The sequence below is a fragment of the Nitrosomonas sp. ANs5 genome, from assembly GCF_050584665.1.
Lineage (GTDB): Bacteria > Pseudomonadota > Gammaproteobacteria > Burkholderiales > Nitrosomonadaceae > Nitrosomonas.
The window spans coordinates 47,393-73,828 of the sequence record NZ_JBEUDO010000006.1 but is presented as its reverse complement, the minus strand read 5'-3'; the positions used below and the strand labels follow the sequence as shown (position 1 = coordinate 73,828).

Genomic DNA, 26,436 nt, shown 5'->3' with positions numbered 1-26,436 from the left:
GTAATAGACGGCAAAAACGTATGGCAGGGACTCAGCGGGATATCGGCTGGAGATAGCCTGTCATCTCCAGATAACCTCGTCCAATGGCTTCACCATCTCGAGCAATGGTGACTGCACCTTCCCAGTAAACCTCGCCGATCGATGCACGGGCATCAAGTTCCTGGTCGTCCATCAGCGGAATCAGCTGCCATTCGATTGCTCCTGTACGAATACGGGTTGCCACAGGATAGGTCGCCTGGGTGCGCGCGGAGCGCCATCTACGCTCCGGGTAAAAGCGAATCTCTTCGGGTGCATAGACTGACATCCGCCCGGAAGCATCGCGCAGGGCGGCATAGGCCCAGAAAACACCCCCCGTGCGGTTTCTAATCTGAAACACCACCAATGCAGAGCCATCATCCAGATTGGCCCCCGCCCAGTCCCAACCAACCGCGCCAGGCCCAATCAACTCATGCGACCATTCATGATCGAGCCAGGCAGTGCCGGTAACGTTTTCAGCCTTTCCATTACGATGAATTGTACCGGTAACCGATAAATGTGGCGCACTATAGTAATAACTGGCCTGCCCGGGCTCGGGTCCCCGCCGTGAATAGCCTTGATCACCTTGCAGCATTAGCGGCTGGGTAGGTGCCAGGGTCAGCTGTAGGCGCAAGTCGCGTGCTTCAATCTGCGCCCGGTAACTTCCTCCGGTTTCACGCATAAAAACCCAATCATCCAGCCTGATGTCGGTATCGCCAGTCCGGGCATAAACCAGATCAAATCCCTCACGCCTGATTTTCTGATCATGCAGCAGCTTACCGGCTGCCGGATCGGACAGTGCAACATGCGCAACGATCAATTGCCTGGGTGAGAAACGACTGGGATTATCGGTATCTGCATAGGTCGCTGTACGAAAAAAAGTGACCTGGAACCCCAACGGATGCCCTTCTTCTGTTTCCAACCAGCCGGTGACATACCACCACTCGATCCGGAAATCCGGGTGGGCGCCAAAATCCTGCGGAAATTGGAGTACCCTGCCCGGCACGACCGACGAGAATTCCGGCGGCGCTGCAACCATACTTCCCTGAAAAACCAACCACAAGAGCAAGATAAAAAGACAGCGCATTACCAGTCCTCCTTGACTGCCCGGGTCACATTCCCGGCAACCGCCCGCCGACCAGCTGCAAATGCAGTCATCGCGGCTGCCCCCAACATAGCCAGTGCCATCAATGATAGCCATGTCCAGGGCATGTGCAGTTGCATCGTCCAATGAAACGATTGTGGGTTAACGATAAAAATAAGGATCAGGCTGATGGCCACGCCCAGCACAAAGCCAAGCGTAATGCCGAATCCTGCCAGTAGTCCGCCCTCCCATCCAAGCATGCGACGGACTTGCCGCCTGCTGAGTCCGATATGTCGCAGCATGCCGAATTCCTTGATTCGAGTCAGTGTTTGTGCGGAAAAGCTGGCGGCCACACCGAGCAGACCCACTCCAATTGCGATCAGTTCCAGTAAATAGGTGATGGCAAAGCTTCGGTCGAACAGTTCCAGACTGCGCTCGCGAATCTGATTCGACTGCGAAAGCGCCAGACTCGTGCCGAAAGGTAAATTATCCAGGGCGGTGATCAGCTGCTCGGCTGTCATCCCGCTAGCCAGCCACAGGGCGGCATCACTGACATGTTGATCCCCGGTCAATGCCCGGTAATCAGACAATCGCATCTGGATCGCGCCAAACTGACGCCCATAATCGCGCCAGACACCCGCCACGAGAAAAATCGGGGCTGGGTCTGTCAAGGGCAGCGTCACGTACTTGCCGGTCTCAAAGGCGTAGAGATCGACCATGGCTTCCGACACCCAAATGGGAATCGCCGTTTCGGCAATTTGCGCAGGCGGCAGCGCATCCGGTGTCATCGGCAACGTATTGGCTGGATCACGCCTATCGATCGGTCGTGCGATCAGCGTCACAGCTGGACGGGCCGAATCAAGCAAAAGAAGCTTGGAGCGCATGAAATCGATACGCTCGATACCGTCAAGATCGGAGATCATTTGCTGTTCCGCTGGCGTCAAACCGCGCAAATCCTGGTGTATCATGGTCCGTACATAAATATCCGCCGGCAGAACATGTGCCAACCAGTTATCCACTGACACGCGAAAGCTGGCCACCATGATTGCCATCGCCACCATCAGACTGAAACTGGTCAACACGCCGCCGAGCGCAATTGCGGCCAGACTGGACGCGTTCGACAAGCGGGCTAGGATCAATGTCCGCAACACCCCTCGCCCCTGTGCATCCACCCCGCGCAGCAGTGTGGAGAAACTCAAACTTGCCAGGTATGGCAGCGCGGCAATCCCGCCCACCAACAACAGCACGACTGCGAGATAGCCAAACACCGGCAATTCAAATACCGGCGGCAATTGCGTCAACACTCCCGCCAGCAGCAAGCACAAACCAGCCAGCCAGGGCATGCGCAAGGCCTGCAAGGCAACAAATTCGCTGCCCGATTTGAGTGCCGGCCCGGGATGCGTATGTGCCGCCTCCCAGGCGGGCGCCAGGCTTCCCAGCATGGTCACACCCACTCCCATGGCAAAAAACAGCAGCGCAGCCGATGGACTGAGAGGGAGGCTGGGTGCCAGGCTGGTAAAAAAACCGGCACCGAGGTCGGCGCCATAAAAGCGCAATGCGCCGGCAGCCATCGCATACCCGAGCAACAAGCCCAACAGCGATCCCAATACTCCAAGCGCACCACCCTCCAGCAGGATTTGCTGCAAAATTTGCCGGCGCGTCATCCCCAGCACGCGCAACAACGCAAATTGCGCACGCCGCCGAATGATCGAGAGCACCTGACCGGAAAATATCAGAAACGCGCCGGTCAACAATGCCACCATTGCCAGAATATTGAGATTGACACGATAGGCACGCGACATATTGCGGATGCGCGCATCCTGGTCCCGGCCTTCCATCAGCAGATAAGCCGCACCCAGTTCTGTGGCCAATGCCTCCTTGAAGGCCGCATGCTGAACACCTGGACGCAATTTCAGTTCAATACGGGACAGTAAGCCGACATGATCGAAGTGCCACTGTGCTGCGCCGATATCCATCACCGCAAGCCGCTGTCCGGCATGCGCTCGGACCAGTCCTCCAGCCACTCGCAGGGAAACGGTTTTCGTGCCCAGATTCAGTTGCAATGCGTCTCCCGGCTGCACTGCCAGCCACTCCATGGCGGCAGGCGATAAAAAGATGGCATCCTCTGACAAGGTATCGAACGGTTGATCCTCGGCAGGAATACCCAGCAGATCGGGTGTGATTGCTGCCGCCCGGAAGACATCCAACCCCAGGATTTTCAGCGCAGGATCGTCCCTGCCGTCCGCCTTGGCCGGCACCCCGGCCATGATTTCCAGCACTGGGCTGGCAGCCGCCACACCATCGGTTTGCATCAGCTGCGGATAAAGGGATTCATTAAACGTCGCTTGCGTCGCCTGCACAGTCAGATCGGACACGCCGGACAAGCTTTTGGTTGCAGCGGAAAATTCGCTGACCGCAGCGGTATTGATCAAATGCACCGAGAACCCCAGCGCCACACCCAGCATGATCGCCAGAATCGCCACCAGACACTGCCAGCGATGCGCACGCCATTCTCCCTGCAACAGCCAGCGCGTCAACAGCGCGGCACTCACGGTGTCTTGTCCATCGTAAGGGGTGTCAGTCCACGCCGATTCAATAACAAGATCTTGTCTGCCGTGGCCGCTGCCGCTTGCGAATGGGTGACAAGAATGGCCGAAGCGGCATTGGCCTTGATCTCGGCGCGGATCAGCTGCAAAATTTCCTCGGCGGTATCGGGATCGAGATTGCCAGTCGGTTCATCCGCCAGGATCAGGCGCGGACGGTGCACCAATGCGCGTGCAATGGCCACCCTTTGCAACTCTCCACCAGACAACTGGAAGGGAAAATCCTGTTCGCGTCCCTGCAAGCCAACCGAGGCCAGCATGACCGCAGCGCGCTCGAGCGGCAAACCGTTGAGCAAAAGCGGTAACGACACATTCTGCAGCAGCGTCAAATGCGGCAGCACGTGAAACGCCTGAAAAATAAATCCCAGGAACCGGCGCCGCAGGGCAGTCGCCGCTTCATCGTCATCCCCCGTCAGTGCCAGGCCATTGAGCCGGATCTCGCCACTATCCGGCGCATCCAGTCCCGCGATCAGATTCAGCAGAGTAGATTTGCCAACTCCAGAATCCCCCATGATCGCAACAAACTCACCTGGCGCCAGGGTATAGGACAGATTAGAAAGCACGTGCCGGTTCGCATAGGCTTTGCTGACCGCGCATAATTCCAGTACTGGCTTATTTTTATCGTCATGCATAATATTAGTAATGAAGATACCCCAAACATCAGCGAGTTCCGCCGACATGGATATTCAAATCAAGCGAGTCTATGCGCCAGCTGCGCCCGAGGACGGCGTACGCATATTGGTGGACCGGCTGTGGCCACACGGTCTGGCCAGACAACAGCTACCCCATGCATGCTGGCTCAAGGAAGTTGCCCCCTCACCCGCACTGCGTAAATGGTTTGGTCACGATCCAGTCAACTGGACAATTTTCCAGCAACGCTACCGGCAGGAACTGGCCGCCAATCCCAGCATTAAAATGCTGCTGGATTACGCCCGGGCAGGCCGGTTGACATTGCTATACGCCGCCCGTGATCCTGACTGCAACCACGCACGGGTATTGCAGGATTATTTGCTCGCTCAACAATAAGCGAACCGATTCATGATCTAGGAGGCTGTCCGAGAATAGCGATCGTAGCGAGGGCGAGGCTGGTTGAGCGGGATTTTTCGATCATTTGAGGCGAATAGTCGTTCTATTCAACGAAAAGGATCGGAAAATCCAGCTAGCCAGAATCGTCCGCAGTACGATCGGTCTATTCTCGGACAGCCTCCTAGCGCTATGAATAGGCAATTATCCCCTAATCCATGGTCTCATGTCTTCCATTGACTGCTGGGGCAGCCATTCTTATTCGGGCGCCCGGATCGATGCAAATTTCCCGCAGATTTCCAAAATGAGTCGCTGCTTCAGGCGTAAAGTGGGTATCGTTCCGACCAGCAACTGGGGCATTCAGTTTTTTTTGAATCGCTACGACGGCAATTCTCATGCCTGGCAGCCAAAAAATACGAGACCTATATCGCATGGCACCCAACCCTCCTCAACCCGATTTGAAAAGTACTAACCAATCATCAAATATTTGTTTGGAATCGGCGAGCGGTTCTACAGCCGCTACACTCACTTATGCCTTATTGGCACCATTGTGGGGGCTGGGATTATATTTTCTGGCGCAGGCATTTGTAGTCAGTGATTTATGGGTGACTGCCATCAGTATCTTCGTGTGCAGTGTACCGATTGCACTCAGCGGACTCTATCTCAGCAGCATAACCAAAATCCAACGGCTGACTTACTACGCCAGCAAGGGATGGCTCTATCGCATTGCCAAACGACGCGTCGGTGCAACACTATTCTGGAGCGGCTGGGCGCTAATGACGTCGGTTCTGATGTTGCTTGAGTGCTATACCTATACAGACCTTGAATGGATCGTCTTTCTGCTGGTGATTCCATTGTTCTGGAGCGTCTTCCAGGTCGCGCGAAGCATCGTTGCCAGAGAGCTCAGGCCCTATCTGGTCACTGCCCAGGCCCTCAGAATTGCGCGCCGCATCACGCCGCTACTGATGCTGCTGCTCTATGTGACTCTTGTCATGCTTTTCGTGGAATTGCCGCATTACGATTCACTGCAGGAGGCGATCCATGCCCGGCAAACTGTTGCCGCCAGCCCGGCGGGCAGCGCTATCGTTCACGAACTCTCGCAGCTGCTTGCCTATTTCGACGGCGCCAAACGCTATGCAATCGGGCACTTCGGAAGTGCGGATGCCATGCTGGCCGTATTCCTGTTTGCGGCTGGCGGGTTTGCGATCTTTTTCAATGCCTGCGCCATGCTGTCTTGCTTGCTGATTCCCCGCGCGGAATACCGGCGTCTGTTTGCGCCGCTCTCGGATACGGAAACACCCCCGCCTGCTGTGCCAGGACGCATCGCAATCACGATGGGCATACTGACATTCGCCACCCTTTTCATCTATCTTCCTGGATTCGCATCACTTGAAAATGCGCTCCGGCAACGCAGTTCCCCATTTGCTGAGACCCGGCTAGTTCTGGATTTCATGGTCGAACGCATCGATAGCAACGACTACTTGCCCGGTACTGTGGCGAAAATCCGGGCAGCCCAGCTAAACGCCATGGCTACCATGACGGACATCACTTCAGCACAGCTACTCGTCGAAGCCGATAATGCCTTCGCCAGAATGGAATCGAACGTAGACGCTTTCCTAGACTGGTATTATCAGCTCTCGACAGAATATCTGCGAGTCGCCAAGCTGCTGACGGGGGATGTCGAGGACTTACTGGCCAAACAGCTGGCCGAGAGCCTGACGCATGGTGAGCCCTTTCAGCGTTTCGACGCGATGGTCACACAGGCGCTTGCGCAGCGTGATGCGGCGTTACTGGCATACCAGGAAACAATGGCTGGGATTCTCGAACGCAATCGGGTGGAAGTGCCGGATAATGTTACTATCAGCATTATCCAGACGCTTGCATTGACCGATATCGGCAGACTGCCTGCAGCCCCTGAATGGATTGGAATCGAAACCCGGCTCGGTGCTGGGGGCGTTGCCGGGGTCGTGACAACCATCATGGTCAAGAAAATTGCCGGCAAAGGCGTGTTCAAACTCGCTGCCACTTCAGCAGGAAAACTGCTGGCCGGGAAAGCTGTCGGCGCAGCCGGCGGTATTGCAAGCGGGGCAGCCACCGGGGCTGCAATCGGCTCCATTGTTCCCGGCGCTGGCACGGCCGCCGGTGCGGCGATCGGCGGTGTTGTCGGGGGTGTGCTGGCTGGCCTGGCAGTCGACAAAGGCTTGTTGGCCCTGGAGGAAGCGGTTAACCGGGATGCCTTCAGGCAGGAAATCATCACTGTCATCCAGGAAACCCGGGAAGCATTCAAAGCATCCATTACTTCAGAAACTGAGCAGACAGACCAAGACACTGCGCCCTCTTCGGTTTAACCTGCTGCGCCAAATGCGCAGACAGTGTGGTGCGATTACACACTTCGGTGGAACAGACATTCCCTCCGAGCACCCATATTCCCGAATGTTACAATTGCCTCGTTTTGAGACTGCCCAAGAATTTTACGATGCGCCCTATCCTGGATATTGCTGCGGCCCTTGATCTGCCACCTCATGCGTTGATGTGCTACGGCGAGCATATGGCGAAGCTCCGGCCAAATGTTTTGCCCAGGTCAGTGGACAACTCTAAAGGCAAAATCGTCCTGGTTTCGGCAATCAATCCCACCCGCAGCGGAGAAGGGAAAACCACGGTTGCTATCGGTTTGGCACAGGGTCTGGCCCGCATCGGCCAGCGCACCGCGCTCGCCTTGCGCGAGCCCTCGCTCGGTCCCATCTTTGGCGTCAAAGGGGGTGGCACCGGCGGTGGCCGTTGCCAGCTCGAACCCTCGACACGGATCAATCTGCATTTCACGGGTGATATGCATGCCGTCGGCGCGGCACACAATCTACTGGCTGCCCTGCTGGACAATGCAGTGCATTTTCGCAGTGAACTGGATCTGGAGCACCGCCAAGTATTCTGGCGCCGGGTGCTGGACGTGAATGACCGCGCACTGCGCGCAACCGTCATCGGGCTTGGCGGCCACCTTAATGGCGTACCACGCGAATCGGGTTTTGATATCACTGCAGCGTCGGAAGTCATGGCGATACTCTGCCTGGCTGAGGATCTTGCTGATTTGAAGGCGCGATTGGGGCGCATTCTGGTCGGATTTGACCGTTCGGGCAATCCGGTCACGGCGCAACGGCTTCAGGCGACAGGTGCAATGGCCGCCCTGCTGCAGGATGCAATCCTGCCGAATCTGGTGCAATCTACCGAAGGTGTACCGGCCTTGGTGCATGGCGGCCCGTTTGGCAATATCGCCCATGGCTGTAATAGCGTGCTCGCCACCAAAACGGCCGCCGCTTACGCAGATTTTGCCGTCACTGAAGCCGGTTTCGGTTTTGACCTGGGTGCCGAGAAATTTTTTGACCTGAAATGCCGCAGTGCTGATCTATGGCCGAGTGTGGTGGTACTGGTGGTAACCGCTCGCGCTTTACGCATTCACGGTGGCGGCGATCCCGCTCAGGCTGGGTCCATCGAAGAAATTGAACGCGGCCTGGCACACTTGGCACATCATGTGCGCAGTGTACGTGCCTTCGGTTTTGAGCCGGTTATCGCCATCAATTGCTTTGCCGGTGATAGCCAGCAGGAATTGCTCCTTATCGAGAAAAAGTGTGCCCAGTTCGGGCTGAATGCCGCGCGCTTTAACGGTTTTACCGACGGCGGTTCGGGCGCGGTAGCACTTGCACAGGCGGTTATTGCTGCTGCCGCCCAGCCAGCGCCACCCGCACGTTACCTGTATGCACTGGAATCTCCTCCAGAAGAGAAGATCAGCACCGTCGCCCGCACCATTTATGGCGCCAGCGAGTTGGAAATCAGCCGTGCCGCCAGAAAGGATCTCGAACGGGTGCGCTCACTGGGTTACGATCAGCTTCCCGTTTGTATTGCCAAGACCCATTTGTCACTCAGCAGTGACCCAACCCGGACTGACCCTGATGGATATTTCGCGCTCCCTATCGAATCGGTACGCATCGCCGCCGGCGCGGGTTACCTGTTGGTGTTGACTGGTGATATCGTCACCATGCCCGGCTTACCGCATGATCCCGCAGCCACCCGCATCGATTTATCCGATGATGGCGATATTATAGGGATTTGACTCGTTACGCGGAGTTGTTAGAACACGGGTCTCTCGCGTACAATCCTGTTAGCAAATATATCGATAAGCGGTTTTCAGTTTTTTGTAGGTCAACGCAGCCTTTGCATGGCGGCTATCGCCAATCGATGCAAGCCGGATGCATGCCATATACGCCACGCAGCAGCTAACAATTAACCAGCATTCGATTTAACGAGTGGAATGTTCAAGATCTCCATGACATTTCGCTCCGTTACCGCATCAACCTGACTGAAGAGGATACGCTGGCACCACGTCCAGACATCTAGTACTCCGTTCCGCCAAAACGCTTACATGAAATCGCGCCTTCGCCTGTCACGCGTTGCTGCAAATCCTCGCCATAGCTACGGCTATGGCGAGGATTTGCGCCTAGGAGGCGAATCCATCGATTTCATTTGTAAGCTAATTGACGGAACGGAGTACTAGTCAGATCGACACACAAAACCCTAATTTCCTGAAGTATCAATACTGTTACAATCAATATGGATGAGAATGGCAGTTTAATAGCACTTTTTACCAGCAGTTTTCTTGCAGCCACTTTATTACCCGGTGGATCCGAAGCGGTACTGGTCGGGGTATTGCTCGCTTACCCGGAACTATATTGGCCAGCCCTGCAAGTTGCGACGATCGGTAATACGCTGGGTGGCATGAGCTCTTACCTTATTGGACGTTTGTTGCCGGACGAGCAGGCGTTGTCCAAAAAGATCGGGCGACATATTCATGGATTGGAATGGACGCGCCGTTATGGGGCGCCGATTCTGTTTCTATCCTGGCTGCCGGTAATCGGCGATGTGTTGTGTGTGGCAGCCGGCTGGCTACGCATACATTGGCTACCGGCAGCACTATTTATCGCTGCCGGTAAATTTGTGCGATACTGGATAATCGCTTCGGCGATTAACTGAACGCCGCAGTCAGATCAGCGGCTGACATTCAATCTTCTCTGGGTGCCGGCAGCTGCTGGAAACAGGCTTGCTTGGCTCCCAGACTTGTACCATTAACCATACCGATTGGCCACGCCGACCGGATTATTTTCCAAACAGCTTCTTCAACTCTCCGCTCTGGAACATTTCGGTCATGATATCCGACCCGCCAATGAACTCGCCATTGACGTATAACTGCGGAATGGTCGGCCAGCTGGAGAATTCCTTAACCCCTTGTCGAATTTCCGGATCAGCCAGCACATCCACTGCATAAAAGTCCTCAACGCCACACGCATTCAATATTCTAACTGCATTGGCCGAGAAACCGCATTGAGGCTGCTGGGGAGTGCCCTTCATATACAACACAACCGGATGGGTCGATACTTGCTGCTCGATGGCATCAACAATGTCCATATTTTTATCTCTCCTTATATTTTATAAAATTACTGCGAAGCTTTCAGAATAACTGTCGTGCTGACCAGGCTATCTTACACAAGATTGGTCCGCTGGCAACGTCAAACATGGCTTGTTCCCATCTCTCAAAGACATTCGGCAATGGAAAAAGATCCGCGCTGTCCGCCACTGACACGCTCGATTCCGGCAAGATCAGTCCTGCTGAATATGGAGGCAAAACCTGCTTGTTCCAGTAATTCACGGCAAGTGCCGGCCTGGTCATAACCATGTTCGAGCAGCAGCCAGCCATCCCGGTGCAGATAACCCGCGGCATGTGTGATAATTTGACGAATGCAATCCCATCCATTGTGTTTTGCCACCAGCGCCAAGTCCGGTTCAAAACGCAGGTCGCCTTGCGCCAGATGCGGATCGCCTTCGGCAATATACGGCGGATTGGCTACAATGACATCAAACGTCTCTCCAGCAGGCAAATTCGAATACCAGTCCCCCTGCACGAATGTGACATTGTCAACAGCATGCGCTTGGGCATTTTCGTGTGCCACGGCCAGTGCGCGGGAGGATAGATCGACTGCGGTCACTTGGGCCAGAGGGCGATGCTTGGCGATTGTGAGGGCGATGGCGCCACTGCCGGTACCCAAATCAAGCACCCTGCTGCAACGATCGAGCGCGATATTGGATAATGCCGTTTCCACCAGCAATTCTGTTTCAGGGCGAGGAATCAGTACATCCGGCGTGATTTTCAGGATCAGATCATAGAACCCTCTCTCGCCAGTCAAATAAGCGACGGGCTCTCCTGCCGCACGCCGCTTCAACATTTGTCGGAAACGGGCCGCTTCGGTCGGGCTCAATTCACGATCAGCATGCGCAATAAGAAAAGCGCTATTGACCGCCAACACACTTTGCAGCATCCAGCGTGCTTCCAGCCTATCGACCTGTTGAGTCCAATTCTGGAGCGCTTCACCAACAGTTATCGCATTGCAGGGCTTTGCTTGCTCAGGCAAGTAATTCGGATTCCTGGTCACTTCTCTATTAGGGCAGTCAGTTGCGCGGCCTGGTGTTCGGCGACCAAGGCCGAGCACAATTCTTCCAGGTCTCCATCCATGGTTTGATCCATTTTATACAGGGTGAGGTTAATCCTGTGATCGGTAACTCGTCCCTGTGGAAAATTGTAAGTACGAATCCGTTCCGAACGTTCGCCACTGCCCACCAGAGATTTTCGGGTGGCAGCCTGCTCCGCCTGTTGCGCCTGCATTTGTTTGTCGAGAATGCGCGCAGCCAGGATGCTCATCGCCTGTGCTTTGTTTTTATGCTGGGAACGTCCTTCCTGACACTCAACCACGATACCGGTGGGCAAGTGTGTGATTCGTACGGCCGAGTCTGTTTTATTGATATGCTGTCCCCCTGCTCCGGATGCGCGAAAGGTATCAATCCTCAACTCGGCAGGATTTAACGTCACCTCCGAGATTTCATCGGCTTCCGGAATAACGGCTACGGTGCACGTGGACGTATGCACCCGGCCTTGCGTTTCAGTGACCGGAACGCGTTGAACACGGTGCCCGCCCGATTCGAATTTAAGTTTGGAATACGCACCATGGCCAATGATACGGGCAATGATTTCCTTATATCCGCCTATTTCGGAAGGGCTTTGCGAAACAATTTCAACTTGCCAGCCTTTCCGTTCTGCATAGCGCGTATACATGCGAAACAAATCGCCCGCGAACAAAGCCGATTCATCCCCTCCAGTTCCTGCACGTATTTCCAGGAAGATATTGCGTTCATCGTTCGGATCTTTGGGCAGTAATTGCTTCAGCAATTCTGATTCAAGCGTGGCCAGTTTTTGCTTGCCTGTTTCTATTTCGGACTCGGCAAAATCGCGCAATTCCGGATCTGCACACATCTCCTTGGCTGTGGCCATGTCGCGCTCTACCTGCTGGTAGGCATGATAAAGCTCGACCACCGGCACGATCTCGGCCCGCTCACGCGATAGCTTACGGAAATTATCCAGATCAACCGTGACTTGCTCATCGCTCAACAACTGATCCAATTCCTCCAAACGCACACTCAGGCGAGTGAGCTGGTCCATAATGCCTTTATTCATTGCGGATTATGTAATTGGTACAATCGGTTGACCAACTCGATCAGTTGCTCACGCTCGTCATCCGCCGTGTGATTCAGAACAGTGGATGGAAGATGTAGGAATTTATTGGCCAGGCCTTTACTTAAGGACTCCAGAACCTGGCCTGGATCTTCTCCCTTGGCCAGCAGCTTGTGCGCACGGGTCAGTTCATGCCGACGGAAACGTTCCGCCTGGTCACGCATCGCGCGGATCGTTGGCACCGTTTTCCTGGCGGCGACCCAACGCATGAAATCGAGCACATTCGAATCGATAATGGTTTCAGCCTGTGTCACGGCATTTTGGCGATTATCCAGCCCTTCCTTAACGATGTCAGCCAGATCATCTACGTAGTACAGAAACACATCGTCCAGCTCGGCCACTTCCTGCTCGACATCACGCGGGACAGCCAGGTCAACGATAAAAATGGGACGATGCTTGCGTAATTTGATCGCGCGCTCCAGCATGCCCTTGCCCAATATCGGCAAAGGGCTTGCCGTACAGGTCACGACAATATCATGCAGCGCCAGTTGCTCGGGCAATTCACCCAGGGATATCGAATGGGCGTTAAAGCGCCGTGACAAGGCCTCCGCCCGTTCAATGGTACGATTTGCCACTGTAACGGAAACAGGGCGTCTGGCGACGAAATGCGCAGCGCATAGCTCGATCATTTCACCCGCACCGATGAACAGCACGCGCTGCTCGCTGATATCGCCAAAAATGCGTTCGGCTAAACGTGCTGCCGCTGCCGCCATGGAAACCGAACAGGCACCTATTTCGGTAGAGGTTCGCACTTCCTTGGCGACAAAGAATGTGCGCTGGAACAGCTTGTGCAGCAACAAACCCAGTGTGCCTGCCTGTTCAGCCGACTTGACGGCATTTTTCATTTGCCCCAGGATCTGTGGTTCGCCCAGTACCATGGAATCCAGTCCGCTCGCGACACGAAACGCATGTTTTACCGCTTGTTCATGCGGCAATTTGTACAAATAAGGCTCAAGGTCGCCTGCCTGGATATGATGAAAATCAGCCAGCCAGTTAACTGCTTTGTCGGGAGCATCGGTATTGCAGTACACTTCCGTGCGGTTGCAAGTGGAAACGATCGCCGCTTCTTTCACGAGCTGATGACCTACCAGGTCCTGGAGCGCGTGTTGCATGGACTCATCCGGGAAAGCAACATGCTCACGTATATCTAGAGGAGCTGTATGATGATTGATACCAAAAGCAAAAAGTCGCATGGAAAATATCTCAGTGACGCCTGTCCAAAAGTTGCTAATTATAACGGAAGTTTTGATACCATCAATCAAAGGAAGTTGCCATGATTGCTTAACTATTTACATATATCTTACCGTTCCGGGAATGTTACTTGACACCCGGGCCATGACATTTCTACCATACCGGTTTATTTAGGGAGCAATTGTGTCAATCGAGTCAATCAGGGGCTTTATCGCCAAAGACATGGAAGATGTCGATAGCGTCATCCGGCGAAAGCTTCATTCTCAAGTCGCACTTATCCAGCAAGTCAGCGAATATATCATTCAAAGTGGGGGAAAGAGACTGCGTCCGGCATTAGTTGTATTGTCGGCCGGCCTGTTCAATTATTCCGGATCCCACCACCATAATTTGGCAGCAGTCGTTGAATTCATCCATACCGCCACACTATTACATGATGATGTGGTGGACGATTCCAAATTACGGCGCAATCAAGCCACGGCCAACGCATTGTTTGGCAATGCTGCAAGCGTACTGGTGGGCGATTTTCTCTATTCACGCGCATTCCAGATGATGGTGGAAGTCGGCAATATGCGGATCATGGAAGTGCTGGCGGACGCCACCAACACCATTGCCGAGGGTGAAGTCCTGCAATTACTCAACTGCCGTGATCCGAATGTAGAAGAAGAAAACTATTTGCGCGTTATCCGCTATAAAACCGCCAAACTCTTCGAGGCCGCCGCCAGACTGGGAGCCATTCTGGGTGGCGCCACGACGGCCGAAGAAGAAGCGCTGGCCGCTTATGGTATGCACTTGGGTACCGCATTTCAACTGGTCGACGATTTATTGGATTATTCCGGCGATGATCAGGATACCGGCAAAAATTTGGGTGACGACTTGGCAGAGGGCAAACCGACTCTGCCGCTGATTTTTGCAATCCGCGCCGGCACGGATGCCCAAGCTGCCATCATTCGACACGCGATTGAAACAGGCGGCATAGACGGATTTGAGCCGGTACTGCAAGTCATACAGGAAACAGGTGCACTGAAATATGCCATGCAACGCGCCCAGGAAGAAGCAAATATGGCTACCGCGGCTATCTCCGCAGTTGCTGATTCTAACTACAAGCAATGTCTGCTACAATTAGCCGAGTTTGCAGTCGTAAGAAACCATTGATATGGCATCATCCAGATGAGTTTAATGGTGTGTTTGCCATTACCGGTATTACTGGTTTTAGGTACCTCTGAAAATTCAGCGATTTAAACAAGACGAGGCGAGAACAAAAAATGTTGACGCAGCATATGATGGATATGTAAGGAGACATTTTTTGTGAACAACGACGTATTGTGACGAAATATGGAATTCTAGAGGTACCCTTTAATGAATAATAGTGTTATTCACGGGGTGTAGCTCAGCCTGGTAGAGTACTGCGTTCGGGACGCAGGAGCCGGAGGTTCGAATCCTCTCACCCCGACCATTCGTGACTTATTATCATGCCAAAAACTGGACGGTCAGCTTGCTGTAAATCTGGATCGTCCTGCCAGCCATGAATCCCCTATAGACAGACGAGCCGGATATTGATGGATCCTTTTTTGCTGATATAGGCACAGCTGAATCAATCAGTATTGGGGAAAACGATTTACTTAAAAGCCAAGTTCTGCTAGCAAATTGTCGACTTGATCCTGGTTGGAAAATGTATCCAGTTGGTTCTTGGGATTGATGACCGGACCATTGATCAACCCCTCTTCTTTCTTCGTTGCCCGATCCTTGTTAGGAGAATTATCAATTAGCAGCTGCAGCATTTCGCGCTCAATGGTCTCAATCGTCCGAGCGATCTTCTGAATGACCTGACCGGTCAGATCCTGGAAGTCCTGTGCCATCATAATTTGCAGCAAATAGGCTTTTGTGGCATCGGTTTGCTTGGGCACGTCATTCAGAAAATCAAGTGTCTGTACCAGCGCCTCCTTGAATGCCTGTTGGTCGATGGTCGTAGTTTGCGCGGTCTCGAACGCCTGATTCCAGCGTCTGGCCAAATCAACCGCACCGGCAGACAGATTTTCCTGAATCGGCTGGGCGCTTTCGACGGCGAACAGGCAATCCTCGGCAGCCTGCGTCGTTTTGCTAATTACATAGGCGAGTCTATCTTTACTATCAGAAATTTCGAGATTGGCTTGCTGTAAACGTCTGTCATAGCCTAATTCCCGCAGACTGTTGTGTAAATCCCTGGTGAGACGGCCAATCTGGTCAAAAATCTTTTTGTCCGCCTCTTGAGGATGATCAACCGTCTGAGCGCATTGCGGGGTCACTGGTAGAGCTGCTGCGTTATCAGATTCAATCACAATATGTTCAGAAGTGGCTTTTTCTGTACAAGGCAGACTGGCATCGATAGGTTCATTCATTTTCACCTCTTGCTGGTCCATGATATCTGGATCATCTTGATATTCAGGCATGCACAGCCATATTTTGCAGAATTTTATTCAGCTTCTCTTCTAGTGTCGCCGCCGTGAACGGTTTCACAATATAGCCACTTGCACCTGCCTGGGCGGCAGCGATAATATTTTCCTTTTTTGCCTCGGCGGTAACCATCAATACGGGTATGTCTTTCAATAATTCGTCTGCACGCACATTCTGAAGCATGGTCAGACCATCCATGTTGGGCATATTCCAGTCGGAAACCACAAAATCAAAATTCCCCTCTCTGAGCTTCTTTAATGCAACGACACCATCTTCTGCTTCTTCCACATTACTGAATCCCAATTCCTTAAGTAAATTACGAACAATTCTGCGCATTGTGGAAAAATCATCAACCACTAAGAATCTCAAATTTTTATCTATCATCACCAGTCTCCTCGACAATTTATTATAGCTGCCGGCGTTCTTGGCAGCATTAGCTGCCAATGATGCGCTGCGCGAAATCTCGCTGAATGATCTATTTATACTGCCAGATCAAACCTTCGGTAGAAATACCTGCATTTGCAGAATAAGCGCCCCAAAATATCCCGACTCCCATCGGTCTTATACTCCATTTCAAGATAACGGCACCTTACAAGAAAAAGTTTAGCCTTTTTTAGCGTAAAAGCTGTTTGGAAATACCTGTTTTAGGCCTTTCTTCTCAACATAATAAAATCTTGGGGATGTGATCCTCTCCGGATATAACGGGGTCACTGCAGTGCATTCTGTGTTGCCATCATGGTGCTGAAGAGATGCGTGGCCGTTATTGCTTTGCTGTCGTCATTGCGACGAGTCTGGAAAAATAGAGCGGTCAGGCTGGTCTCTATGTCATACCTATGTCATAGAGGCGACAGACAAGTAAGTTTGTAGACGCAGCAGTTATTCACTGCTCTCGTTAGTCTGAATCAGGAAAAATCCGAGCATGTCCGCCCGCATGGGCTGCTGTGTGATTGTGATGGATTCGGGAGAGGGACACAAGCGGAACTGGAGGGTCTTTACAAATCCAGCTTACAGTCAAACATTCGGTCTCTAATTCGTGGTTGATCGCTGCTATAACGACCAGCTGTTTTTTTATCGCCCGATTGCTGACAATATTACGAGCCGGATTGCACGATTTTTATGCCATTGTCGGATTATATGTTACCCGATGACTTAAAAACCGTACATTCCGGTCCACCCGATTGATTAATCAGATTCAGGCAACACGAACTTGCCGCTTGGCTTTTCTTCCCGAAAGGTGATGGTTGGAAAAACGCTGGAATTGCTCGAAGCCGGTCACATTGACCGCACCGCCACGATTGACATAGATCTCTTCAAAGCGCTCCAGGTACTCCATGAAGGTATGATCGACCAGATCGGCATGCTGAAAATCCAGCACCACTTCTTTGCCTGATTCAAGATTTTTCAAGACCTTTTTGAATCCAATCAGATTCGAAAAAATGGCCGCACCGAAAAATGTCATTCGGTATATGCCATCTTCATAGGTTAATTTGTAACGCGGTGTGAAAAGATTATCGAATTTTGCGCCATTAACGATATGAAAAACGAATTTGGTGAGAATACCGGATGCAATCCCGATCAGTAGATCGGTTTCTACCGTCACCAGCACGGTTACGAGGAAAATTGTGAGCTGCTCGCTGCCAACTTTATAAATCTTGAAATACAGATGTGGTGCTGTTAAGCGGTAACCGACAAATACCAGCATAGCTGCCAGTGCCGCATTGGGAATAAGCTCGATTACCGGAATAAATAGCAGCATCGCGAGCAACAGGAAACAGCCATGAAAGAAATTTGACCAGCGGGTCCGCGCGCCCAGCTCAACATTGGCGGAACTTCGCGCCACCTCCGAAATGGCAGGCAATCCTCCCAAACAAGCCGTCATGGTATTGGCCACACCGACCCCCCACAAATCCTTGTTAAAATCGGATTCACGTTTCCATGGATCGATACTATCTATGGCTTTGACTGTCAACAAAGATTCCAGGCTGCCAATCAACAGAAACATGATCACGTATTTCCAGAAAGTTACAGTTCCGATTGCCGAGAAATCGGGATTAAAAGCCACCGTCCCCCAGAAATCGCCGATCTGTACCAGTGCATGAATGGGCTGTGTGGATTTAAAGTCGAATACAATTGCACAAGGGATGGCGAGCAACAGGATGACCATGGGCGCAGGAATCTTGCGCAGAAACGAAAAACTGATACTACGCCAGAAAAACATCAGTACCAGACTGCCCATACCGACCGTACCAAGCATCATATTCATTCTGCTTAACGAATTCGGAATCTCGGCCAGCAATTCATCAGGTTCCATGCCCGCCAGATCAGCGGGATCAATGCCCAGCATCACATGGATCTGCTTTGAAATAATGATGATCCCAATCGCGGCCAGCATGCCATGCACAGCAGAATGCGGAAAAAAATAGCTCAACGCACCTGCCTTCATGAAACCCAGGAGAATCTGCAAAACGCCGGCGACCACCATGACACCCAATGCGAGATGCCAACCTTCCAAGCCTCCGCCCATCTCGAGTACACAGCCTGCAGTAATTGTAATTAGACCTGCCGCAGGCCCCTTGATTGTTAAGTGCGACCCACCGAGTAAAGATCCGAGTAAACCCGCAATCATTGCGCTCAGCACACCCATGGCGGGCGGGAATTCTGCCGCCTTGGCAATCCCCAGACTCAATGGCAGCGCCAGCAAAAAAACCAGCAAGCCTGCGGTGAAATCATGCGTAAAATTCTGTTTTAGACCAAGCCACCAATCTTTGGGTATATCATTTTTTATTGTATTTTGATTCTCTGTATTCATTTTCGTCTTCGCGTACAAGAATTCCTATCCACGCTCTGATGAGATCTATTGCTAAGGATGCCAGCTGCCAGGAGGATTATTTGGTTGAAAGATTCTTCGAGGTGCCGGCAAATATGCCCTAACATCCGATCAGAGCCCTTAATTACTTTTCCACTCCACGATTCTCAATACAACAACTGCCTTACTTTCGGATTGCTTCATCCAGCGATGAAGCAATCTGAATTCCTGGTCAGTCCAACCATTTGCTTAAATAAATGTTGATCAGATCAATAACTGCCCGGGCCTTGATGACAAGCCCGAGGTCTATCATTTCTGAACCCATCACCATGCTATGATTGTTGGCTGGCACCGGCACGGGCACCAAGTGATTGGCTTCTTCCCGGAAAAATACCGCTGCAACCACACCGGCAAACAGGAATTTTTTGCTGGCGGACTGCATCGGCCGCATGGTATCGGACTGATATACAAACACAGGACTACCGCTTGATCCTGGATATACTGCGGCATCAATGAGAAATTCCCGCCTACCCTCGAAATCGAGTGCGATCGGTGTCGCGGTGGTCCCGCGTCTCAGGATAGGCATGAGATTGACCTGGTCCCACACACCGCTCGGGTAGCCAACAAACAGCACCTCCTCCAGCGCATCGAGTGTGTGCTGGGCTGGCGTATCCAGCGACAGCCGGCTATCGATCGTGTGATAATATAGTTCAACGCCTTGGTCATGAGCGGATTGCTCAAGCGGGCGCAACGGAATGATGGCGAGATCAACTTCAGGATCAGGGTGCATGAACCAAGCATGCGAAAAATCTTCGATATTGAGCTGGAAGCGCTGACCGAATGCTGGCTGACCATTGCGCTTCTGCGTAAAAACCAGACCGCCACAGCGTACGCTGTCTACCAAGTGGCGATTCGTGACAATAAAATTATGCGCACCACGCGCATGCACGTGGTTCACGACAAATGCCGTGCCAGAACCCTCGCTGCCGTCCTCTAGCACGGTATCCACCCGGATGGTATTAAACAGCAATCTTTTGGTGATGGAATTAATTTCCATAAGCAATCTCTTTTTATCAGAGCCAGACTTCGGCGTATTTCATCATAGGAAACCAATCATCATGAGATCCAACGGAGCATGTTCATGACGTCCTCAGTCTTTGCGTGCTCTCTGGTTGAGATTCTCTATGGCACGCCCGACGGCAAAAGCAGCTTCTTCTGCATCGGCTTCATTACCCATCATGGTCAGCCGCCCAAAGTTTCCAAAGGGCTTCAGATCCACCAAGGTCACGTGAGCGGCCTTTTCTGCCTCGTTGGCAGCATAAACGGCATAACCAGCCGGTTCCACCTCCAGAATAAACATGCTCTTGCCAGGCAGGATCATGGAGCCTTTACGCAGTTGCCGGTTGATAAGCGTGGCATGGTCCGGAGTGATGGCCCGAATAATTTCATTCCATGAGATTTTGCATGGCATGCGGGTTTCAAGCGTGGTATCCAGTTCGCGCAATATAATGCTGCCAGCTTCAAGGACTTCACTCTGACTGCGGTAGTGAATCTCCATGGAGCCGAATGAGCGTTCGACGACCTGCTCACCCATACGTACGTTGGATTCTTTCAACGCAATATCGGATAGGCGATGGACCGCCATGCCTGGCGCCACTTCAATCCACATGCAGGCATCACCCGGAATAGGCAGAAAACCCTGAGAAGAAGTAGCCAGATACGACGCCAGCTGGGGTTGCAAAGAGTCGATAAAAACAAAAGTGCGTAAAGTGATGCGCATGGATGCTTCAGCGTGTCAGGCCCATATACAGCATTGGCAGCTTTTCAGGCAGTTTCTCCACGTGATCCAGCACGGTGAAGTTATTGGGACCAAAAATACGTGATACATATTGATCAGCATGAGGATCCAGCGATAAGGCATAGGTTATGATACCTTCGCGCGCCAGTTCTTCCACGGCCCGTTTGGTATCGAAGCGCAAATACTGCGGATCACGCACATCATTATCGGCAGGCTCGCCGTCGGTAATGACAAACAGGATTTTTTTATTCTTGGGTTGCTGTTTCAGAAACGAAGCGGCGTGACGCAAGGCAGCTCCCATCCGGGTCGAGTAGGAACCATGCATGGCTGCAAGCCGTGCCTTAACCATATCGTTGTAAGGTTCACCAAAATCCTTGAAACGGTAATAATGTACATCATGCCGGCCATCGGAACAGAATCCGTGCAGGGCAAAAGGATCACCGATGCGATCCAGTGCGTCGGATAAAAGCACCGTCGCGGCACGAGTTAGATCCATCACCGAATAATCCTGGCCCCGTACTTTGTCGTTCGACGACTCTGACATATCCAGCAACACCATCGCCGCCAGATCCCGCAAGCTACGCTTGTAACGCATCATGATGCGGGTATCGGGCTGCTGCCGCATGCGAATGTCTATCATGGCCCGTACAGCGGCGTTGATATCCAGCTCGTCGCCGTCCTCTACCCGGCGTATACGTTGTATGCCCTGGGGAATCATGGACTCAATCAGAAATTTAAGCCGCGAGATGACTGGTTTATGGTCCTCAATAATGTTCTCGATCAATTCCAGATCGCCCAATTTGGGCCGCCGCTCCAGAACGGTTGTCCAGCTGGGTCGCTCAAGTTGAATCTGGTAGTCCCACTCGTGATAATGATGGGGATCGGAAACAGGTTCCTTGCCCTCCAGAGCATTGATGGTCACTCCTTCCTGATCGAGATAGAATTCAGTGGGTAACACCCAGATTTCCTGGGCATCATCGCCAGCGAACTCGCAGTCCAGCGCATTCACCATCTCCATCACGCTAACCTTTTTCCGGATCTGTTTCGGCCCCCAGGTTGCCTCCAATGCTTCCAGCTCGCTGTATTCAGCGGATTCCCAAACGGTACGGTTATCATCTCGATAAATTGCACGCAGCCCATCGGTACGCGGGCTGTATTCGGGCAAGGGTATTTGTGCCAAGTGATGCGCAAGCTCGATACCAATGTTCCAGCTGATCTGATTGCTGGATAAATCTTCTTCCATGCGGAACAGCGCCAGCCCTTTTTGTACCCACGGATGCGGATCATCGCTGTTTTCTTCCAGCAGCGCTCTAGCCAGTCGATTCAGCAGATCGCCAACCGTCTTCGGCTCACTGTAATCCGCATCGGGGTGAAACGCCAACCAGTCAGCCCGCATGCCAGGAAATTGCTGGCATGCGAGCGCTTCGACCCTGGCATCCTCAATCACCTCGATGATGGCCATCTGGGTAGTATTGAGCATTTGCATGGAAAGCGGTTCCTTGGTGAAGGCCAGATGTGACGCACAGTGATTAACAACCGCGCGATAGATCTCGAGCGCCGGAATCACGGCTTCGGGAGGTGTCGCTTCGCCTAAATACTTGTAGTCATCATAGGCATCGGCGATATGGATCACATGACGCTCAATATAGGGTTTGAGGCCTTCACGGCTTTCATAGTCACCGGCAGTGGGACGAAGAAAGAAATCACGCCCCCACATGGCGCGCAAATAGATATTGAGCCGTCTTTGCACATCCACAAACAACGTACCCTTGCGCTCGGATTGCAGCACTGAAAGCGCATCCGGACTCTGTAGGGAAAAATAACGCGCCTGGCCCTCAAAATCAGTTTTGTAGGCTTGCGCGCCCCATTGCACCCAGCGCCGCAGGCCGCCCAAGGTAAGCTGTGTAAGCAGCTGGTCCAGGTTCTCGAGCATGGGACGCAGACCTCGCGGTGCCTGTGCCAGCATGATCGAGAGAACGTTCAGGTAATTGCGAAAAAGTTCTTCATCACCCAGTCTCTCCGCGGCAAGTGGCGCAGTGCCAACCACGAGCGTGAGTACCTGGCCAGAAGTTTTCGAGGCCATGGACAACAGGAAGTTCACCACATCCGGCAACACATCTTCACCAATGGCGCGCGCTACTTGTGGCATCTCCTGAATAAAAGTGACCACCAATTCTTCGCCACGTCCCAGGCTGTGCAGCGCCAGGGCCCCTTTGAGATAATTGTCCAAGCCTCGTGCAGAAAATACCCGCGCAGCCTCGTTCCAGGCGGCACGCAATACTTCCTGAGATTTACTGGGTAAATCATTCAGAAGTTCCTGGTATTCTTCGAGATGGATAGCCATTTAAGCTGGATTCCTCAGTTGAGCGGGCTGCATGTCCGGTTTTCAAGGCACAACAACATCGACAGGTGAAGCCATCCCAAGGCGTTGCGATCCAGCCCCGTATTCCGGAAATCGTGCAATTCGGCCCGTGCTATTGTCACCAATGGGGTGAACAGGAAGATCATCACTTATTCTTTTTATCCCAATAGGCCGACCATAAATCTTAGCGGCCCGTTGAGACATTGAGATTTAGTTGTCTGAAGTGAATGACTCGCTTGTCTTATGCCCTGTGCATATGGTTTTTACCCGCACGCACACAATCTAGAAATAGGTAGTGACAGCCGAATCCAGGGCATCCCGCATATCCGGATCATCGGTAATCGGACGTACCAATGCAACACGACAGGCTGCCAGTGGCGATACGCCTTTGCTAATCAGGGAACCGGCATAGATCAACATACGCGTGGAGAGGCCCTCATCCAGGCCATGCCCCTTGAGATTACGCGCGCGTTCGCCAATATATACAAGATTCTTGGCAATTTCTAGGCTCACACCTGACTCATAGGCAACGATCTCTGCCTCGACAGCATGCTCGGGATAATTAAAATCCAGCGCACCAAAACGTTGTTTGGTTGACTGTTTGAGATCCTTCATGAGTGATTGATAACCGGGGTTATAGGAAATCACCACCTGAAAATCCGGATGTGCTTCAACCACTTCACCCTTCTTTTCGAGCGGAAGCATACGCCGCGCATCAGTTAAGGGGTGGATCACCACGGTGGTATCCTGGCGCGCTTCCACAACTTCATCCAGATAACAGATCGCGCCATGACGGGCGGCAACGGTCAACGGACCATCCTGCCAACGAGTGCCATTGGCATCGAGCAGATATCGGCCAACCAGATCCGACGCGGTCATGTCCTCGTTACAAGCGACAGTAATCAGCGGTTTGCCAAGTTTCCAGGCCATGTATTCCACGAAGCGCGTTTTACCGCATCCGGTAGGCCCCTTCAGCATGATGGGCATGCGCACGGAATAAGCGGCTTCGTAAAGCTCAACCTCGTCGTTGATCAGGCGATAGTAAGGCTCTTGTTTGATGTAGTATTGTTCCAGCGTTTCCGACAAGGCCGGACTCGTGGAAGAATGCTCAGCAGCGGGCTGATAAGCAGCTGCCGCACGCGCCAGCGCACGATGACGAGGTATATAGGTTCGGTTAAAACTATCGTTACGCATAAAAAGCTCCTGCTATGCTGGTCAATCCGGCCAAACACGTTCTGGAAACAGCGTGTTATGACTGGCTTGTATGTCATTGGCTGAAGTCGTGCCAGAACCCGGCTTGGTGGCCGATTTTACAGCCGGCTTGCCAGCCGCCGGCTTACTAGGCGTCGGCTTGGCAGATGACGTTGACTTAGCGACAGACGGCGCTTCTGGAGCTGAATTTTCAGTTTTGGATCGCAGCGTCCCTTTTGCTTGCTGTACGCTGGTCGAGAGTTTATCTTTCAGTTCACTCATGATGGCATTACCTCGTTAATGATTGCTTCAATTTCTTCTGCAGCCCGCATACCACGCTTCCCCATTTGATAAACTGAAACACCTTCCAGCGCTGCACTGCGATAAGCGGCACGGCGGCGAATCATGGCATTTAGAACCGGGATACCAAAATCTGCCAGGACATCCTGCATGGCAGCCGAAAGTGCGCTATTTAACTCCAGTTGGTTAATCACCAAATAAGCCCGAATAGCCGGATTTGTCTTTTTGATCTCTTCTATTTCCTGCGACAGCTGCAAAGTCGCCCACAAATCGATCGGTGAAGGCAAAACGGGAATTAACGCAATATCACAGGTTTGTAGTGCTTGGTGCGTCGCTTGTTTTTCCAGCGAAGGCGGGCAGTCAAGCACAATGTAGCGAAAAGTAGGATAATTTTGATACAAAATTTGTGCATCCCCAATTTCACTCATCGACTCCACCGGTGCGGAAAAATTCCCCTTCCCCATACTCGCCCATTGTCTGGCAGAGCCCTGGGGGTCGATATCCAGCACGACTGTATTGCCACGTTGCGTCAAACCGGCAGCCAAATTCATTGCCAGGGTGGTTTTACCTGCACCACCCTTCTGATTGATCACAGCAATGACGTTGGCGGCCATGTTCACTTTTCCGTTTTCTCATAAAGCAGATTAATTTGTGTTGCCAATCCGAATTCTGCCTCACTCAGGCTAGCTTCTTGGCTCGCATCCAGCGTGATATTAACGTAAGTGCTCGAAAAATTGATATTCTGTGGATGCAGACCGGTTTCTTCCGCCAAAGCTGCCAGCGCGTCGAGAAAATTGCGCGTTCCACTATAGCGCTCAAATTCAAACCGCTTGAACAAAGTTGGCGGCTGGTTCCGTGCTTCCCACCCTTCCGGCAACTCAGTCATGTTTGGTCTGCTCCATTTTCATGTCGTCGATTTCGTGCACATGTGCGATTTCCTCGCGCAGAATAGACTCCAGCAAGGCTGCGGTATCGGTGTCATGCATGCGTTGTGCGTGCGCCAGTGCGTCCTGATAGAGGTGCACCGCGTCGACCTCAAGTGCGCGATCCACTGCCAGCAACACATCGCGACTCCGACCAAGCCGCACAGGCGCCAGATTGGTAGCAGAAGGCGCTACGCCCAGCTGAATAAGCCGCTCCATCAACCGCTCGGCGTGCTCCATCTCCTCGGCCGCTTCATGACGCAATTTCTCTGCCAGTGCGATATCTCCCCATAAACGGGCCAGTACACTTTGTGCAAGATATTGTTGAACAGCGCTCATCTCATGGGTGAGTGCTCTTGTCAACCAACCCAGCGTACGCGAGTCGACACTCATAGATTCTTGCTTAGCTGCGAGTCGAAGTTATTTCTGCATCGCGCCCACCACCGCTGGCATCAGGCTTGGCCGGCAGCATCCCTTCCACTTCACTGTGTACACGCGCAATGATATGTGCCGCTACCAGGCCATCACCCACGCGCTCACAGGCATCAGCGCCCGCGCGCACGGCCGCATTCACTGCACCCGTCTCGCCGCGCACCAGTACGGTCACATAGCCACCGCCGACAAACTGACGTCCGATCAAACGTACCTCAGCCGCTTTGGTCATGGCATCCGCCGCCTCGATTGCAGGCACCAGACCCCGGGTTTCAATCATGCCAAGAGCAATACCCATATATTCAGCCATTTTGTAAAAACTCCTAAAATAAACATTTGCCGCAATAGAAATTATATTTATGCGGAAGGTTTCGTTGGTAAGATGCCTTCTACTTCACCATGTACACGCGCTATGATATGCGCCGCCACCAAGCCATCACCAACGCGCTCACAAGCATCCGCGCCCGCGCGCACCGCCGCATTCACCGCACCAGTTTCGCCGCGCACCAGTACGGTCACATAGCCACCACCGACAAACTGACGTCCGATCAAACGTACCTCAGCCGCTTTGGTCATGGCATCCGCCGCCTCGATTGCAGGCACCAGACCCCGGGTTTCAATCATGCCAAGAGCAATACCCATATATTCAGCCATTTTGTAAAAACTCCTAAA

25 protein-coding genes and 1 tRNA gene are annotated in these 26,436 nt (G+C 52.6%); 6 read left to right on the top strand and 20 right to left on the bottom strand.

The annotated features are described in order from the left end of the window. Positions 1 to 31: 31 nt before the first annotated feature. From ABTW62_RS02895 to ABTW62_RS02885, 3 genes are read right to left on the bottom strand one after another with little or no spacing between them, the layout of a single operon-like run. Positions 32 to 1,102 (bottom strand): lipocalin-like domain-containing protein, encoded by a 1,071-nt coding sequence (locus ABTW62_RS02895; RefSeq protein ID WP_430903074.1) that lies wholly within the window; start codon positions 1,100 to 1,102, stop codon positions 32 to 34. Next, positions 1,102 to 3,651: an FtsX-like permease family protein gene (locus tag ABTW62_RS02890; protein WP_430903073.1), complete on the bottom strand. Its 2,550-nt coding sequence runs from the start codon at positions 3,649 to 3,651 to the stop codon at positions 1,102 to 1,104. The genes ABTW62_RS02895 and ABTW62_RS02890 overlap by 1 nt, the downstream gene beginning before the upstream one ends. Then, entirely contained in the window at positions 3,648 to 4,334 is a 687-nt protein-coding gene (locus ABTW62_RS02885) for an ABC transporter ATP-binding protein (RefSeq protein ID WP_430903072.1), read from the bottom strand. The genes ABTW62_RS02890 and ABTW62_RS02885 overlap by 4 nt, the downstream gene beginning before the upstream one ends. 46 nt (positions 4,335 to 4,380) lie before the next feature. Here ABTW62_RS02885 and ABTW62_RS02880 point away from each other — a divergent pair, with 46 nt between their 5' ends. The 4 genes from ABTW62_RS02880 (at position 4,381) to ABTW62_RS02865 (ending at position 9,744) form a co-directional block, all read left to right on the top strand. Next, positions 4,381 to 4,728 (top strand): DUF488 domain-containing protein, encoded by a 348-nt coding sequence (locus ABTW62_RS02880; RefSeq protein ID WP_430903071.1) that lies wholly within the window; start codon positions 4,381 to 4,383, stop codon positions 4,726 to 4,728. Between the two features lie 488 nt (positions 4,729 to 5,216). Then, complete coding sequence (locus ABTW62_RS02875; protein ID WP_430903070.1) at positions 5,217 to 7,073, top strand: hypothetical protein; 1,857 nt, start codon at positions 5,217 to 5,219, stop codon at positions 7,071 to 7,073. Between the two features lie 128 nt (positions 7,074 to 7,201). After that, positions 7,202 to 8,827, top strand: a complete 1,626-nt coding sequence (locus ABTW62_RS02870; protein ID WP_430903069.1) for a formate--tetrahydrofolate ligase — start codon at positions 7,202 to 7,204, stop codon at positions 8,825 to 8,827. A 497-nt stretch (positions 8,828 to 9,324) separates the two neighbouring features. Beyond that, on the top strand, positions 9,325 to 9,744 hold the full coding sequence (locus tag ABTW62_RS02865; protein ID WP_430903068.1) for a YqaA family protein: 420 nt from the start codon (positions 9,325 to 9,327) through the stop codon (positions 9,742 to 9,744). Positions 9,745 to 9,867: 123 nt separating this feature from the next. Here the strand turns inward: ABTW62_RS02865 and grxD are convergent, their stop codons facing one another. The 4 genes from grxD to hemA form a co-directional block, all read right to left on the bottom strand. Continuing rightward, positions 9,868 to 10,176 (bottom strand): Grx4 family monothiol glutaredoxin, encoded by a 309-nt coding sequence (grxD, locus tag ABTW62_RS02860; RefSeq protein WP_430903067.1) that lies wholly within the window; start codon positions 10,174 to 10,176, stop codon positions 9,868 to 9,870. A 125-nt stretch (positions 10,177 to 10,301) separates the two neighbouring features. Then, positions 10,302 to 11,177, bottom strand: coding sequence for a peptide chain release factor N(5)-glutamine methyltransferase (gene prmC, locus ABTW62_RS02855; RefSeq protein ID WP_430903066.1), 876 nt, complete (start codon positions 11,175 to 11,177; stop codon positions 10,302 to 10,304). 17 nt (positions 11,178 to 11,194) lie between these two features. Next, positions 11,195 to 12,274, bottom strand: a complete 1,080-nt coding sequence (gene prfA / locus ABTW62_RS02850) for a peptide chain release factor 1 (protein WP_430903065.1) — start codon at positions 12,272 to 12,274, stop codon at positions 11,195 to 11,197. Then, positions 12,271 to 13,524: a glutamyl-tRNA reductase gene (gene hemA, locus ABTW62_RS02845; RefSeq protein WP_430903064.1), complete on the bottom strand. Its 1,254-nt coding sequence runs from the start codon at positions 13,522 to 13,524 to the stop codon at positions 12,271 to 12,273. The genes prfA and hemA overlap by 4 nt, the downstream gene beginning before the upstream one ends. Before the next feature lie 181 nt (positions 13,525 to 13,705). Here hemA and ispB point away from each other — a divergent pair, with 181 nt between their 5' ends. Together ispB and ABTW62_RS02835 are read left to right on the top strand one after the other, a co-directional pair. Then, positions 13,706 to 14,674, top strand: coding sequence for an octaprenyl diphosphate synthase (ispB, locus tag ABTW62_RS02840; protein WP_430903063.1), 969 nt, complete (start codon positions 13,706 to 13,708; stop codon positions 14,672 to 14,674). Between the two features lie 224 nt (positions 14,675 to 14,898). Next, positions 14,899 to 14,975, top strand: a tRNA-Pro gene (locus ABTW62_RS02835). A gap of 166 nt (positions 14,976 to 15,141) precedes the next feature. On the opposite strand, the gene ABTW62_RS02830 is transcribed toward ABTW62_RS02835, so the two are convergent. From ABTW62_RS02830 to ABTW62_RS02770, 13 genes are all read right to left on the bottom strand, one after another. Then, entirely contained in the window at positions 15,142 to 15,948 is an 807-nt protein-coding gene (locus tag ABTW62_RS02830; protein WP_430903062.1) for a protein phosphatase CheZ, read from the bottom strand. Then, positions 15,941 to 16,336 carry a chemotaxis response regulator CheY gene (gene cheY, locus ABTW62_RS02825; protein WP_430903061.1) on the bottom strand — a complete coding sequence of 132 codons (396 nt, stop codon included), beginning with the start codon at positions 16,334 to 16,336 and terminating at the stop codon, positions 15,941 to 15,943. The genes ABTW62_RS02830 and cheY overlap by 8 nt, the downstream gene beginning before the upstream one ends. An 808-nt stretch (positions 16,337 to 17,144) precedes the next feature. Further along, the gene (locus ABTW62_RS02820) at positions 17,145 to 18,761 is read right to left on the bottom strand and encodes a SulP family inorganic anion transporter (protein WP_430903060.1); all 1,617 of its coding nucleotides are present in this window, start codon (positions 18,759 to 18,761) and stop codon (positions 17,145 to 17,147) included. Between the two features lie 229 nt (positions 18,762 to 18,990). Next, positions 18,991 to 19,815, bottom strand: coding sequence for a S1 family peptidase (locus tag ABTW62_RS02815; RefSeq protein WP_430903059.1), 825 nt, complete (start codon positions 19,813 to 19,815; stop codon positions 18,991 to 18,993). 93 nt (positions 19,816 to 19,908) lie between these two features. Next, a complete protein-coding gene (locus ABTW62_RS02810) occupies positions 19,909 to 20,538 on the bottom strand; it encodes a hypothetical protein (protein ID WP_430903058.1) in 630 nt (209 codons plus the stop codon). Positions 20,539 to 20,545: 7 nt separating this feature from the next. Next, entirely contained in the window at positions 20,546 to 22,900 is a 2,355-nt protein-coding gene (locus tag ABTW62_RS02805) for a nitric oxide reductase activation protein NorD (RefSeq protein WP_430903057.1), read from the bottom strand. Between the two features lie 300 nt (positions 22,901 to 23,200). Then, the gene (locus ABTW62_RS02800) at positions 23,201 to 24,112 is read right to left on the bottom strand and encodes a CbbQ/NirQ/NorQ/GpvN family protein (protein ID WP_430903056.1); all 912 of its coding nucleotides are present in this window, start codon (positions 24,110 to 24,112) and stop codon (positions 23,201 to 23,203) included. Positions 24,113 to 24,133: 21 nt separating this feature from the next. Continuing rightward, positions 24,134 to 24,391, bottom strand: coding sequence for a hypothetical protein (locus tag ABTW62_RS02795; RefSeq protein ID WP_430903055.1), 258 nt, complete (start codon positions 24,389 to 24,391; stop codon positions 24,134 to 24,136). Next, positions 24,388 to 25,023 carry a ParA family partition ATPase gene (gene parA / locus ABTW62_RS02790; protein WP_430903054.1) on the bottom strand — a complete coding sequence of 212 codons (636 nt, stop codon included), beginning with the start codon at positions 25,021 to 25,023 and terminating at the stop codon, positions 24,388 to 24,390. Before parA ends, ABTW62_RS02795 begins: the two co-directional genes overlap by 4 nt. A 2-nt stretch (positions 25,024 to 25,025) precedes the next feature. Then, complete coding sequence (locus tag ABTW62_RS02785) at positions 25,026 to 25,295, bottom strand: 4a-hydroxytetrahydrobiopterin dehydratase (protein ID WP_430903053.1); 270 nt, start codon at positions 25,293 to 25,295, stop codon at positions 25,026 to 25,028. Beyond that, the gene (locus ABTW62_RS02780; RefSeq protein WP_430903052.1) at positions 25,288 to 25,725 is read right to left on the bottom strand and encodes a ferritin-like domain-containing protein; all 438 of its coding nucleotides are present in this window, start codon (positions 25,723 to 25,725) and stop codon (positions 25,288 to 25,290) included. The genes ABTW62_RS02785 and ABTW62_RS02780 overlap by 8 nt, the downstream gene beginning before the upstream one ends. Before the next feature lie 10 nt (positions 25,726 to 25,735). Next, positions 25,736 to 26,074, bottom strand: coding sequence for a BMC domain-containing protein (locus ABTW62_RS02775; RefSeq protein WP_430903051.1), 339 nt, complete (start codon positions 26,072 to 26,074; stop codon positions 25,736 to 25,738). Between the two features lie 47 nt (positions 26,075 to 26,121). Beyond that, positions 26,122 to 26,418, bottom strand: coding sequence for a BMC domain-containing protein (locus ABTW62_RS02770; RefSeq protein WP_430903050.1), 297 nt, complete (start codon positions 26,416 to 26,418; stop codon positions 26,122 to 26,124). Positions 26,419 to 26,436 lie beyond the last annotated feature (18 nt).

What these genes read in the sequence shown, in the direction of transcription:
- ABTW62_RS02895 (WP_430903074.1), bottom strand. Translation starts at nt 1,102, where the DNA reads ATGCGCTGTCTTTTTATCTTGCTCTTGTGGTTGGTTTTTCAGGGAAGT.
- ABTW62_RS02885 (WP_430903072.1), bottom strand. Translation starts at nt 4,334, where the DNA reads ATGCATGACGATAAAAATAAGCCAGTACTGGAATTATGCGCGGTCAGC.
- ABTW62_RS02880 (WP_430903071.1), top strand. Translation starts at nt 4,381, where the DNA reads ATGGATATTCAAATCAAGCGAGTCTATGCGCCAGCTGCGCCCGAGGAC.
- ABTW62_RS02870 (WP_430903069.1), top strand. Translation starts at nt 7,202, where the DNA reads ATGCGCCCTATCCTGGATATTGCTGCGGCCCTTGATCTGCCACCTCAT.
- ABTW62_RS02865 (WP_430903068.1), top strand. Translation starts at nt 9,325, where the DNA reads ATGGATGAGAATGGCAGTTTAATAGCACTTTTTACCAGCAGTTTTCTT.
- grxD (WP_430903067.1), bottom strand. Translation starts at nt 10,176, where the DNA reads ATGGACATTGTTGATGCCATCGAGCAGCAAGTATCGACCCATCCGGTT.
- prfA (WP_430903065.1), bottom strand. Translation starts at nt 12,274, where the DNA reads ATGAATAAAGGCATTATGGACCAGCTCACTCGCCTGAGTGTGCGTTTG.
- hemA (WP_430903064.1), bottom strand. Translation starts at nt 13,524, where the DNA reads ATGCGACTTTTTGCTTTTGGTATCAATCATCATACAGCTCCTCTAGAT.
- ABTW62_RS02830 (WP_430903062.1), bottom strand. Translation starts at nt 15,948, where the DNA reads ATGCCTGAATATCAAGATGATCCAGATATCATGGACCAGCAAGAGGTG.
- cheY (WP_430903061.1), bottom strand. Translation starts at nt 16,336, where the DNA reads ATGATAGATAAAAATTTGAGATTCTTAGTGGTTGATGATTTTTCCACA.
- ABTW62_RS02820 (WP_430903060.1), bottom strand. Translation starts at nt 18,761, where the DNA reads ATGAATACAGAGAATCAAAATACAATAAAAAATGATATACCCAAAGAT.
- ABTW62_RS02815 (WP_430903059.1), bottom strand. Translation starts at nt 19,815, where the DNA reads ATGGAAATTAATTCCATCACCAAAAGATTGCTGTTTAATACCATCCGG.
- ABTW62_RS02810 (WP_430903058.1), bottom strand. Translation starts at nt 20,538, where the DNA reads ATGCGCATCACTTTACGCACTTTTGTTTTTATCGACTCTTTGCAACCC.
- ABTW62_RS02805 (WP_430903057.1), bottom strand. Translation starts at nt 22,900, where the DNA reads ATGGCTATCCATCTCGAAGAATACCAGGAACTTCTGAATGATTTACCC.
- ABTW62_RS02800 (WP_430903056.1), bottom strand. Translation starts at nt 24,112, where the DNA reads ATGCGTAACGATAGTTTTAACCGAACCTATATACCTCGTCATCGTGCG.
- ABTW62_RS02795 (WP_430903055.1), bottom strand. Translation starts at nt 24,391, where the DNA reads ATGAGTGAACTGAAAGATAAACTCTCGACCAGCGTACAGCAAGCAAAA.
- parA (WP_430903054.1), bottom strand. Translation starts at nt 25,023, where the DNA reads ATGGCCGCCAACGTCATTGCTGTGATCAATCAGAAGGGTGGTGCAGGT.
- ABTW62_RS02785 (WP_430903053.1), bottom strand. Translation starts at nt 25,295, where the DNA reads ATGACTGAGTTGCCGGAAGGGTGGGAAGCACGGAACCAGCCGCCAACT.
- ABTW62_RS02780 (WP_430903052.1), bottom strand. Translation starts at nt 25,725, where the DNA reads ATGAGTGTCGACTCGCGTACGCTGGGTTGGTTGACAAGAGCACTCACC.
- ABTW62_RS02775 (WP_430903051.1), bottom strand. Translation starts at nt 26,074, where the DNA reads ATGGCTGAATATATGGGTATTGCTCTTGGCATGATTGAAACCCGGGGT.
- ABTW62_RS02770 (WP_430903050.1), bottom strand. Translation starts at nt 26,418, where the DNA reads ATGGCTGAATATATGGGTATTGCTCTTGGCATGATTGAAACCCGGGGT.